Below are 11361 nucleotides of genomic sequence, written 5' to 3'. Positions count from 1 at the left end.
CTTTTTCTATAACAAAACCGGAGATAATTCTTCCCTTAACCCCCCTCCGGGGTTATGGTCAGAGAGTTTTGTTGAGCGCAGGCTCAATTTTATAATCATAACTCGCTGACTATTTAGGGAAAAATATGCGCAAGATAACGCTGGCATTGAGCGCCGTTTGCTTATTGTTCACACTAAACGGTCCCGCCGAAGCTCTGGCCTCTTCTCCTTCTCCATTACACCCCGGAACCAATGTCGCTAAGCTCGCAGAGCAAGCCCCCATTCACTGGGTCTCTGTTGCACAAATTGAAAACAGTCTGGCAGGGCGCCCCCCGATGGCCGTCGGATTTGATATTGATGACACCGTGCTGTTTTCCAGCCCTGGTTTCTGGCGCGGCAAAAAAACCTGGTCTCCGGACAGTGAGGATTACCTGAAGAATCCGGCGTTCTGGGAGAAGATGAATAATGGCTGGGATGAGTTCAGCATTCCGAAAGAGGTTGCGCGTCAGCTCATTGACATGCACGTCCGCCGCGGCGACAGCATCTTCTTTGTTACCGGACGCAGTCAGACGAAAACTGAAACCGTCTCCAAAACGCTGGCTGATAACTTCCATATTCCGGCAACGGCGATGAACCCGGTGATTTTCGCGGGTGATAAAGCAGGCCAGAACACCAAAACACAGTGGTTGCAGAGTAAAAATATCCTGATGTTCTACGGCGATTCGGATAACGATATCACCGCCGCTCGTGATGTGGGGATTCGTGGCGTTCGTATTCTGCGTGCGTCTAACTCAACCTACAAACCGTTGCCGCAGGCAGGTGCGTTTGGTGAAGAAGTGATCGTCAACTCAGAATATTAAGACAGCGGGCGAACGTTGCGCTTGCCGGTTTGCTGTTTTTTTAAACAAAATTGAGCTGTTCACTTTTACCTTTCGCTGACTTGCTGCACACTGAATAAAAGATGTTCTCAGTGGGCGGCATGCGTGTAAGGGGAATAAAGATGACCAATTCGGAGTTACTGCAATATTGCATGGCAAAAACAGGCGCAGAGCAGAGCGTGCACAGCGACTGGAAGGCCACACAAATTAAAGTGGAAGATGTCCTCTTCGCGATGGTGAAAGAGGTGGAAGAACGTCCTGCAGTCTCTCTGAAAACCAGCCCTGAACTGGCAGAGTTGTTGCGCCAGCAACACAGCGACGTGCGTCCCAGTCGACATCTGAACAAAGCGCACTGGAGTACGGTATATCTGGACGGCTCTCTGCCGGATTCGCAGATCTATTACCTGGTTGACGCCTCTTATCAGCAGGCAGTGAACACGCTACCTGACGAGAAACGTAAACAGTTGATATAACACTGAACTTTGGGGCGATTAGTGCCGCTTCCTGACACACCAGGAAGCGGCATTTGTACCACTACAGCATCGGTTTGAGGAAACGGGCAGTGTGTGAGGCTTCGCACTCTGCAACGGTTTCTGGCGTACCGGAAACGAGGATTTCCCCGCCGCCGCTGCCGCCTTCCGGGCCTAAATCGACTATCCAGTCCGCCGTCTTGATCACGTCCAGATTGTGCTCAATCACCACAATGGTGTTGCCCTGATCGCGCAACTGATGCAGCACGTCCAGCAACTGCTGAATATCCGCAAAGTGCAGACCGGTTGTTGGCTCATCCAGAATATAGAGCGTCTGCCCGGTACCGCGTTTGGATAACTCGCGCGCCAGTTTCACGCGCTGTGCTTCACCACCGGAGAGCGTCGTTGCCGACTGACCGAGACGAATGTAGGTCAGACCGACGTCCATCAGGGTTTGCAACTTACGCGCCAGCGCCGGAACGGCATCAAAAAACTCGCGTGCTTCTTCGATGGTCATATCCAGCACTTCGTGGATGGTCTTGCCTTTGTACTTAATCTCCAGCGTTTCGCGGTTGTAGCGTTTGCCTTTGCACTGATCGCACGGCACATAGATATCCGGCAGGAAGTGCATTTCGACTTTGATCACGCCATCGCCCTGACAGGCTTCGCAGCGTCCGCCACGCACGTTAAAGCTAAAGCGTCCTGGCGTATAACCGCGCGAGCGTGATTCCGGCACACCGGCAAACAGTTCACGTACGGGGGTAAACACGCCGGTATAGGTCGCCGGGTTGGAGCGCGGTGTACGGCCAATCGGACTTTGGTCGATGTCGATGACCTTATCAAAATGTTCAAGACCCTGAATATCGCGATACGGCGCGGGTTCAGCAAGCGTGGCGCCATTCAACTGCGTTTGCGCAATCGGGAATAACGTGTCGTTAATCAAGGTGGATTTACCGGAACCGGAAACGCCGGTAATGCAGGTAAACAGGCCCACGGGCAGCGTCAGCGTCACGTCTTTCAGGTTGTTGCCTCGCGCGCCTGTCAGTCGCAGCACTTTCTCCGGATCCGCCGCAACGCGTTGTTTGGGCACTTCAATCTTGCGTTTGCCGCTCATGTACTGGCCGGTGAGGGATTCAGGAACCGCCATGATATCGTCGAGGGTGCCTTCTGCTACCACCTGACCACCATGGACGCCAGCGCCAGGACCGATATCGATCACATGGTCAGCGGCGCGAATCGCATCTTCGTCGTGTTCTACGACGATAACGGTGTTACCAAGATTACGCAGATGGACAAGCGTTCCCAGCAGGCGTTCGTTGTCACGTTGATGCAAACCAATCGACGGTTCATCCAGCACGTACATCACGCCGACTAACCCCGCGCCAATCTGGCTGGCCAAACGGATACGCTGCGCTTCGCCGCCGGAAAGTGTCTCTGCAGAACGGGAAAGCGTCAGGTACTTCAGGCCGACGTTGACGAGGAACTTGAGGCGATCGCCGATCTCTTTAAGGATTTTCTCTGCGATTTTCGCACGCTGACCGGCAAGTTTGAGGTTGTTGAAGAAATCCATCGCATGGCCGATGCTCATGTCGGAAATCGCAGGTAGCGGCGTATTTTCAACAAACACATGGCGTGCTTCACGACGCAGGCGCGTACCTTCACAACTGGTGCACGGGCGATTGCTGATGAACTTCGCCAGCTCTTCGCGTACCGCACTGGATTCCGTCTCTTTGTAGCGGCGCTCCATATTGTGCAGCACGCCTTCGAACGGATGGCGACGAACTGAGGTATCGCCGCGATCGTTCATGTACTTAAATTCAATGTTCTCTTTACCTGAACCGTACAGCACGACTTTGTGAACATTCGCGCTCAGGCTGGCCCACGGCGCATCTACGTCGAACTTGTAGTGCTCAGCCAGCGATTTCAGCATCTGGAAGTAATAGAAGTTACGACGGTCCCAGCCGCGGATAGCGCCACCCGCCAGCGACAGCTCGGGATTCTGGATCACCCGGTCGGGGTCGAAATACTGTTGTACGCCAAGGCCGTCGCAGGTCGGGCAGGCGCCCGCCGGGTTGTTGAATGAAAACAACCGGGGTTCCAGTTCACGCATACTGTAGCCGCAAATCGGACAGGCGAAGTTGGCGGAGAAGAGCAGCTCTTCCGCTTTTGGATCGTCCATGTCGGCAACTACCGCCGTACCGCCGGAAAGATCCAGCGCCGTTTCAAAGGATTCGGCCAGACGCTGGGACAGATCGTCGCGCACTTTGAAGCGGTCGATCACTACCTCAATGGTGTGTTTCTTTTGCAGTTCCAGTTTCGGCGGATCGGAGAGATCGCACACCTCACCGTCAATACGGGCGCGGATGTAGCCCTGGCTCGCCAGATTTTCCAGCGTTTTGGTGTGTTCACCTTTACGCTCTTTGATCACCGGCGCCAGCAGCATCAGGCGCTTTCCTTCTGGCTGCGACAGCACGTTATCCACCATCTGGCTGACGGTCTGGGCCGCCAGCGGGACATCGTGGTCCGGGCAGCGCGGCTCACCGACGCGGGCGAACAACAGACGCAGGTAGTCGTGGATTTCGGTAATTGTCCCTACCGTGGAGCGCGGGTTATGGGACGTCGATTTCTGTTCAATTGAGATGGCGGGCGACAGCCCCTCAATATGGTCGACGTCCGGCTTTTCCATCAGCGACAGAAACTGACGCGCATACGCGGAAAGGGATTCAACGTAACGACGCTGCCCCTCGGCATACAAGGTGTCGAAAGCGAGCGAGGATTTGCCAGAACCCGAAAGCCCGGTCACGACAATTAATTTGTCGCGGGGGATGACGAGGTTGATGTTTTTGAGATTATGGGTGCGGGCGCCCCGAACTTCGATCTTATCCATTCACCTTTCCCGGATTAAACGCTTTTTTCCCGGTCGCATGGAGCCACCGGTGACTACAAACGGTTAATTATGACACAATAAAACCTGAATGGATATCCAGTATTGGAATGCAAAACGCAGGTGTCTGTGCAACAATGTCCGGCTGAGGTTGTTGACTGGAATCGACCTCGCAACGTAGTAAAAGCGCTATTGGAAATGCTACAATCCCGCGCTTACACTTATTAAGAAACGTTTTTCAGGAGACACGATCATGGCCAGCAGAGGCGTAAACAAGGTGATTCTCGTCGGTAATCTGGGCCAGGACCCGGAAGTACGCTATATGCCGAATGGTGGCGCAGTTGCCAACATTACGCTGGCTACTTCCGAATCCTGGCGTGATAAAGCGACCGGTGAGATGAAAGAGCAGACCGAATGGCACCGTGTTGTGCTGTTTGGCAAACTGGCGGAAGTGGCCAGCGAATACCTGCGTAAAGGTTCTCAGGTCTATATTGAAGGTCAGCTGCGTACCCGCAAATGGACCGATCAGTCCGGCGTAGAAAAATACACGACGGAAGTGGTGGTTAACGTGGGCGGCACCATGCAGATGCTGGGTGGCCGTCAGGGCGGCGGTGCTCCGGCAGGCGGTAGTGCAGGTGGTCAGCAGCAGGGTGGTTGGGGTCAGCCTCAGCAGCCTCAGGGCGGCAATCAGTTCAGCGGCGGCGCGCAGTCTCGTCCGCAGCAGTCTGCACCAGCGCCGTCTAACGAACCGCCGATGGATTTCGATGACGACATCCCGTTCTGATAATGATGGGTTAATACGGTAACGTGTTTTCTGCAACCCCCTGTCTCGACAGGGGGTTTTTTATTGCCTAATAAAAAGCCTCCACGGAGGAGGCTCTTCTCAACGTCAGACTAACACCATCGGCCACTCGGGTGGCGTATGGCTCATCACCTCCACCATCACCGATTCGATATTGCTCCAGATGGCCGAGATATCCACCAGAGTAATACCGAGCAGACCGGTTGCAAACCAACAGGCGGAGACCACGCCAAGAGCGCTACTGATGACTGACAGCCCAATCGCGTCTGATTTACGAAACTGAATATTCAGCGTGCTGGCTAAAAACATGAGCACGGCGCTCAGCAATTGCCAGCGGAGAAGAACCACGCCAGTGGTGATGGTTGCCATGAAACAAATCCTCTGAGAGTAGCTGCTGCCCTGGACAGCACGGTGCTGTTCACGGGAGACGTGGTGCACTCTGGCTATCGGCGGGCTTTGAGAACAAGACTTAATGAAACGTTGTTTTTGTTTCATTTGTTTTGTGAACTATATCACATTGAGTGATTTATTCGCCAGCGTGGGACGCCCTTTTTTGCCTGTTTTATAACCACAATAAATATGTGGTAAACAAGGATGGGAGAGGATTTCTGGTGGTCATGTTTCAGGTTGCATGCGCTGTTATTCAAATTATTTAGCGCCAGGCGTTGGATAATAAAGATGTATCTTTATTACTCTTTTATATTTTCAGTAAAATTAACCATTCAGAAAAATTAACGAAATTTTTTAAAAATACGCATGTCATTCATTTAAGAAAAATCCGAATTCTTGTCGGGCCGCGTATTCCTTAATAAAAATAAGCGTAACTTCAAGTTTGCCTTACGGGAAAATATTATCATCATCCGTCAATATCAGACTTTTACTAAGAAAAGTCTGTTGCTAATGTTGATAGATTCATGCAATTTAATCACCTGTTTGTTATAGACTCGACGTGCTTCAAGTTGCATGTGCTACGGCTGCATTCGTTCACCCCGGTCATTGCGTTTTGTTAGTGCCTGGGTTCGCTTTTACGTGCCGTGTCACTACGCCTGGTCCTGCAACTCGAATTATTGAGATAGAACATCCAGCCTTGATGATGACAGGCACATATACTGCAGGGAAATAGGGCTGAAATGAATCGTAGTGCGCGCAGCAAGATGCTGAAGTTCCTCGGAACAATCATGGTGGCATTGCTCCCCGTGATGCTGGCGCTATGGTTCGCTCAGGGACGCGCGGTATCAGAAACGCATAACCAACTTCACTCTTTTGCACAACTGGCGTTAGATAAAACAGAGCTGGTTATCTTACAGGCTGATTTAGCGCGTGATGCAGCAGAACAGTATCATGGCAAAGCGTGCACTTCCGCGCATCAGCAACGCATGCTGAATATTATTCGTGGTCGCTTGTATATTAGCGAGCTAATTTATGCCCAGGGCGATCATTTCTTGTGTTCGACCGTTATGGCACCCGCCAGTCCTTATATTATTCCCTCCGCCAATTATCAACGAAAACCTGATACCGCTATTTATTACTATCGCGACACCCCTTTTTTTGCAGGCTATAAAATGACGTATATGCAAAGGGGAAACTATGTGGCGGTGATAAATCCGTTATCTTACAGCGAAGTGATGTCTGACGATCAGTCCCTGGCCTGGGGAGTGTACGATACGGTCACCGAATCATTTTTCTCTGTCAGCGAGTGGGCCAATGTTGAACAATTACTCCCGCTGATACGCCGTGATAAATTAGTTTTTCAGGAAGACAATCGTTTCTACACTATTGTGCATTCCGAAAAACGCCCGATTGCGGTGATTGTTTCGTCTTCAAGCGATCGTTTTTACCAGAATCTGTATCACCAGGCCACGCTGACACTGCCGTTAGGCATTATCTGTAGCATTATTTTGCTGCTGATGGGGTGGCGTACCCGCCGGGAATATCACTCTCCCCGCCGTTTGCTGCAGCGTGCAATTGATAAACGTCAACTCTGTGTTCATTACCAGCCGATCATTGATGTCAAAAATGAAAAATGCGTCGGTGCGGAGGCACTGTTACGCTGGCCGGGATGTGAAGGGCAGGTCATGAGCCCCACGGAGTTTATCCAACTGGCAGAAAAAGAGGGGATGATTGAACAGCTTACGGATTATGTCGTAGAAGGGGTGTTCAATGATTTGGGCCATTTCCTGGCGCGGCATCCCCATCTGTATATTTCGATCAACCTCTCGGCTTCCGACTTTCACTCCTCGCGTCTGATTGCGTTAATCGCTGAGAAAGCACGCCAGCATTCGGTGCTTGCGCAACAAATTAAAGTGGAAGTGACGGAGCGCGGATTTATTGATGTGCCCAAAATGACGCCGGTGATTCAGGCGTTTCGTCAGGCGGGCTACGAAGTCGCCATTGATGATTTCGGCACAGGGTATTCGAACCTGCACAATCTGTATTCGTTGAATGTCGACATTCTGAAGATCGACAAATCGTTTGTCGATACGTTGACCACCAACAGTACCAGCCATCTTATCGCGGAACATATTATTGAGATGGCGCAAAGCCTGCGTCTGAAGACCATTGCGGAAGGGGTGGAAACACCAGAGCAGGTCACCTGGTTGCTTAAGCGCGGCGTCCATTACTGTCAGGGATGGCACTTTGCGAAAGCGCTACCGCCGCAAGAGTTCATGCAATGGTTACAACGACCGCTCGTGAGCATGATGCAGCACGAGCAGTAATATTACAGGCTATGGCGATAGTCGCTGGGGGTGCGATCAAACTCGCGGCGGAAGACACGCGAAAAGGTTTGTTGCGACACATATCCCAGATCCATCGCAATATCAAAAATGGGGCGTTCGGTCGTTCGTAGTTCAACGGCGGCCAGCAGGAGCCGACGCTGGCGAATATAGTCGCCCAACGTCTGGCGCATCACCGTTCGGAACATTCGCTGCAAGTACCACTTCGAATAACCTGATTTTTTTGCGACCACATCAATGTTCAGCGGTTGGTCGATATGTTCATCAATCCATTCAATAAGGGTTTGAATAATCTGCTGATGGGACATATTGCTGCCTCTTTCTCAGTGTTCAATTCGTCGTTTTGTCTGCTGGCGAGTATAATTCCTCAAGTTAACTTGAGGTAAAGCGATTTATGGAAAAGAAATTACCCCGCATTAAAGCCCTTTTGACGCCGGGCGAGGTGGCAAAGCGTAGCGGCGTGGCGGTATCCGCTTTGCACTTTTACGAAAGCAAAGGGCTGATCAGCAGTATTCGCAACAGCGGCAATCAGCGACGATATAAACGCGATGTGTTGCGTTATGTGGCGATCATCAAAATTGCTCAGCGAATTGGCATTCCCCTGGCGACCATTAGCGAGGCGCTGGGCGTACTGCCGGAAGGCCATACATTGAGTGTAAAAGAGTGGCGGCAGCTTTCATCGCAGTGGCGTGAGGAGCTAGACAGGCGCATCCACACGCTGGAGGCGTTGCGTGATGAACTGGACGGGTGTATTGGCTGCGGTTGTCTTTCACGTAGTGACTGCCCATTGCGTAACCCTGGCGATCAGTTAGGCGAGCAGGGGACGGGCGCGCGATTGCTGGAAGATGATTAAACGGTTTGTGTTGACCCGCTGGCGCGATGTTTACCAGGGTTGCCATTTACGCGTTATTGTAGGGCGGAAAACGTACTTTCCAGCAATAACAGGACAAAACTAAAGCGCCACAGGAGGGCGCTTTAGTTTGTTTCCGGTCTTTGTCTTTCACTCTATCCCGCTGGTTCACGGGAGGGTTTCCCCCGACGTCAACACCCCTCAGTCGAGCACGTGGTGGAGGTTCCGGTCTGTGTTGATACTGTAATTGTATGCCACGACCGCAGGTTTGCCACTGTTATGTCGATTATTTAGCCGAAATTTTTACGCCATCTTCGACAATTTTCTATAGTTAATTGGAATGAAAGACAGGAGGCAAACATGCTGACAGTACATCACTTGAATCAGTCCCGATCCCAGCGCGTACTGTGGGCATTAGAGGAGTTATCGCTGCCGTACCAGATTATTCGTTATCAGCGTGAAAAGACGATGCTGGCGCCGCCGGCGCTGAAAAAAATCCACCCTCTTGGTAAATCCCCGGTGGTTGAAGACAACGGCGCCATCCTCGCCGAATCCGGGGCAATACTTGAGTATTTGCAGGAAACCTATGACAGCGCAGGACACTTTAAACCGGTTGATAGCGAACAGAAACGGCAGTACCGGTTCTGGCTTCATTATGCTGAAGGTTCGCTGATGCCGATGTTACTGCTGAAGTTGGTCTTCGTGAGCCTCGGTAAACCTCCCGTCCCCTTTGGGTTGCGTACGCTGGGCGGCGTGCTGGGACAAGGGGTGCAAAAAGCCTGGCTCAATCCGCAACTGGAAACGCATGCCCGCTATATTGATGCGCATCTGGCGGAACGCCCTTGGTTTGCCGGAGAGCATATCAGCATGGCGGACATTCAAATGAGTTTCCCGCTGTTTGCGCTGCTTGCCAGAAGCGGAATTGAGGACCTGACGCACATCAGCGCCTGGAAAAAACGGGTGGAGACGCGACCCGCCTGGCAACGCGCGATTCATCAGGGCGGCGCATTCGAGATCCCCGGCGGGTAAGATGTTTTCTGGTTGATTTATGAACAGCGCAGGAGAAAATTGTTATCAGATTGCGCATTGACGATAACGTTTGCGCATCGATTGTCTGTTTCTTCGCCATTCTAAAAAGAAATGCGTAAAAAGGGACAAAGTTAGGTTGAAAACCCCCGTAGAATCGCTGGATAATCGTTTGCTTTTTTTTACTACCTGTTTTTTATGCGCGGAGCTAAACGTTTGCTTTTTTTGCGACACCCCTATTGTTGCAAACGTAGCACATGGAGATGACGTTTCGCTGGCAGTGGATTGTCCACCACGCATATCGACGAAAAATAAACTCTCAGGGGATGTTTTCTATGTCTACGCCTTCAGCGCGTACCGGCGGTTCACTTGACGCCTGGTTTAAAATTTCACACCGTGGAAGTACCGTCCGTCAGGAAGTGGTTGCCGGATTAACGACGTTTCTGGCGATGGTCTACTCTGTGATCGTCGTTCCGGGGATGCTGGGTAAAGCAGGATTCCCACCAGCCGCCGTATTTGTGGCGACCTGTCTGGTGGCGGGTGTGGGGTCGATTGTGATGGGTCTGTGGGCGAACCTGCCGCTGGCCATTGGTTGTGCGATTTCTCTGACCGCCTTCACCGCGTTTAGTCTGGTGCTGGGCCAGCACATCAGCGTACCGGTCGCGCTTGGCGCGGTGTTCCTGATGGGCGTGCTGTTTACGGTTATCTCCGCAACGGGTATCCGTAGTTGGATCCTGCGAAACCTGCCGCAGGGTGTGGCGCATGGTACGGGTATTGGTATCGGTCTGTTCCTGCTGTTGATTGCCGCGAACGGCGTGGGTCTGGTCATTAAGAACCCGCTGGACGGCCTGCCGGTTGCGCTGGGTCATTTTGACTCCTTCCCGGTGATCATGTCGCTGATTGGTCTGGCGGTGATTGTCGGTCTGGAAAAACTGAAAGTGCCTGGCGGCATTCTGCTCACCATCATCGGTATTTCCGTTGTTGGCCTGATCTTCGACCCGAACGTGCATTTCTCCGGTATTTTTGCCATGCCGTCTCTGAGCGATGAGAACGGTAACTCGCTGATTGGCAGCCTGGACATTATGGGCGCGCTGAACCCTGTTGTGCTGCCGAGCGTACTGGCGTTGGTGATGACGGCGGTGTTTGATGCCACAGGCACAATCCGTGCGGTCGCCGGTCAGGCGAACCTACTGGATAAAGACGGGCAGATTATCGACGGCGGTAAAGCGCTGACCACGGACTCCCTGAGCAGCGTATTCTCCGGGCTGGTCGGTGCGGCTCCGGCTGCGGTATACATTGAATCAGCAGCCGGTACGGCGGCAGGCGGAAAAACCGGTCTGACGGCCATTACCGTTGGCGTGTTGTTCCTGTTTATCCTGTTCCTTTCCCCGCTCTCCTACCTGGTGCCGGTCTATGCAACAGCGCCAGCGCTGATGTATGTCGGCCTGCTGATGCTGAGCAACGTGGGCAAAATCGACTTTACTGATTTTGTCGATGCGATGGCCGGTTTGGTCACTGCGGTGTTTATCGTCCTGACCTGTAACATCGTGACCGGCATTATGATCGGTTTTGCGACGCTGGTGATTGGTCGTCTGGTCTCTGGCGAATGGCGTAAGCTGAACATCGGTACAGTGGTGATCGCGGTGGCGCTGGTCGCATTCTACGCGGGCGGCTGGGCTATCTAATCCTGTCGAACCCTCTAAAAACGGGTGGCTTTTGCCGCCCGTTTTTATTTTC

Annotated in this window: 10 protein-coding genes; 7 read left to right on the top strand and 3 right to left on the bottom strand. The window is 52.3% G+C overall.

Annotation, left to right across the window (positions count from 1 at the left end; all coding sequences use genetic code 11):
- The first annotated feature begins 125 nt into the window (after positions 1-125).
- Both aphA and JM656_RS20150 read left to right on the top strand, forming a co-directional pair.
- The gene (gene aphA, locus JM656_RS20155) at positions 126-839 is read left to right on the top strand and encodes an acid phosphatase AphA (protein ID WP_203359282.1); all 714 of its coding nucleotides are present in this window, start codon (positions 126-128) and stop codon (positions 837-839) included.
- A gap of 140 nt (positions 840-979) precedes the next feature.
- Positions 980-1330 (top strand): MmcQ/YjbR family DNA-binding protein, encoded by a 351-nt coding sequence (locus JM656_RS20150; RefSeq protein ID WP_192613762.1) that lies wholly within the window; start codon positions 980-982, stop codon positions 1328-1330.
- Positions 1331-1391: 61 nt separating this feature from the next.
- On the opposite strand, the gene uvrA is transcribed toward JM656_RS20150, so the two are convergent.
- On the bottom strand, positions 1392-4214 hold the full coding sequence (uvrA, locus tag JM656_RS20145) for an excinuclease ABC subunit UvrA (protein ID WP_203359281.1): 2823 nt from the start codon (positions 4212-4214) through the stop codon (positions 1392-1394).
- Between the two features lie 250 nt (positions 4215-4464).
- On the opposite strand from uvrA, the gene ssb1 reads away from it, so the two are divergent.
- Positions 4465-4995 (top strand): single-stranded DNA-binding protein SSB1, encoded by a 531-nt coding sequence (ssb1, locus tag JM656_RS20140; protein WP_192613760.1) that lies wholly within the window; start codon positions 4465-4467, stop codon positions 4993-4995.
- A 105-nt stretch (positions 4996-5100) separates the two neighbouring features.
- Here ssb1 and JM656_RS20135 read toward each other — a convergent pair whose 3' ends face one another.
- On the bottom strand, positions 5101-5382 hold the full coding sequence (locus JM656_RS20135) for a YjcB family protein (protein WP_192613759.1): 282 nt from the start codon (positions 5380-5382) through the stop codon (positions 5101-5103).
- A gap of 761 nt (positions 5383-6143) precedes the next feature.
- On the opposite strand from JM656_RS20135, the gene JM656_RS20130 reads away from it, so the two are divergent.
- Positions 6144-7730, top strand: a complete 1587-nt coding sequence (locus tag JM656_RS20130) for an EAL domain-containing protein (RefSeq protein ID WP_203359280.1) — start codon at positions 6144-6146, stop codon at positions 7728-7730.
- Positions 7731-7732: 2 nt separating this feature from the next.
- On the opposite strand, the gene soxS is transcribed toward JM656_RS20130, so the two are convergent.
- Positions 7733-8056, bottom strand: a complete 324-nt coding sequence (gene soxS, locus JM656_RS20125; RefSeq protein ID WP_162381798.1) for a superoxide response transcriptional regulator SoxS — start codon at positions 8054-8056, stop codon at positions 7733-7735.
- Positions 8057-8142: 86 nt separating this feature from the next.
- Here soxS and soxR point away from each other — a divergent pair, with 86 nt between their 5' ends.
- The 3 genes from soxR (at position 8143) to ghxP (ending at position 11309) form a co-directional block, all read left to right on the top strand.
- A complete protein-coding gene (gene soxR, locus JM656_RS20120) occupies positions 8143-8601 on the top strand; it encodes a redox-sensitive transcriptional activator SoxR (protein ID WP_203359279.1) in 459 nt (152 codons plus the stop codon).
- 357 nt (positions 8602-8958) lie between these two features.
- On the top strand, positions 8959-9627 hold the full coding sequence (locus JM656_RS20115) for a glutathione S-transferase family protein (protein ID WP_203359278.1): 669 nt from the start codon (positions 8959-8961) through the stop codon (positions 9625-9627).
- 332 nt (positions 9628-9959) lie between these two features.
- Positions 9960-11309 (top strand): guanine/hypoxanthine transporter GhxP, encoded by a 1350-nt coding sequence (gene ghxP, locus JM656_RS20110; protein WP_203359277.1) that lies wholly within the window; start codon positions 9960-9962, stop codon positions 11307-11309.
- The last annotated feature ends 52 nt before the right edge of the window (positions 11310-11361 follow it).

It is taken from the genome of Citrobacter sp. R56 (assembly GCF_016811995.1).
GTDB lineage: Bacteria > Pseudomonadota > Gammaproteobacteria > Enterobacterales > Enterobacteriaceae > Citrobacter_D > Citrobacter_D enshiensis.
Note: the sequence above shows the minus strand (reverse complement) of the source record. Positions and strands in the feature narration are given on the sequence as shown.

Excerpts from the sequence above, each read along its gene's own strand:
- aphA (WP_203359282.1), top strand. The coding sequence starts at position 126 with ATGCGCAAGATAACGCTGGCATTGAGCGCCGTTTGCTTATTGTTCACA.
- JM656_RS20150 (WP_192613762.1), top strand. The coding sequence starts at position 980 with ATGACCAATTCGGAGTTACTGCAATATTGCATGGCAAAAACAGGCGCA.
- uvrA (WP_203359281.1), bottom strand. The coding sequence starts at position 4,214 with ATGGATAAGATCGAAGTTCGGGGCGCCCGCACCCATAATCTCAAAAAC.
- ssb1 (WP_192613760.1), top strand. The coding sequence starts at position 4,465 with ATGGCCAGCAGAGGCGTAAACAAGGTGATTCTCGTCGGTAATCTGGGC.
- JM656_RS20135 (WP_192613759.1), bottom strand. The coding sequence starts at position 5,382 with ATGGCAACCATCACCACTGGCGTGGTTCTTCTCCGCTGGCAATTGCTG.
- JM656_RS20130 (WP_203359280.1), top strand. The coding sequence starts at position 6,144 with ATGAATCGTAGTGCGCGCAGCAAGATGCTGAAGTTCCTCGGAACAATC.
- soxS (WP_162381798.1), bottom strand. The coding sequence starts at position 8,056 with ATGTCCCATCAGCAGATTATTCAAACCCTTATTGAATGGATTGATGAA.
- soxR (WP_203359279.1), top strand. The coding sequence starts at position 8,143 with ATGGAAAAGAAATTACCCCGCATTAAAGCCCTTTTGACGCCGGGCGAG.
- JM656_RS20115 (WP_203359278.1), top strand. The coding sequence starts at position 8,959 with ATGCTGACAGTACATCACTTGAATCAGTCCCGATCCCAGCGCGTACTG.
- ghxP (WP_203359277.1), top strand. The coding sequence starts at position 9,960 with ATGTCTACGCCTTCAGCGCGTACCGGCGGTTCACTTGACGCCTGGTTT.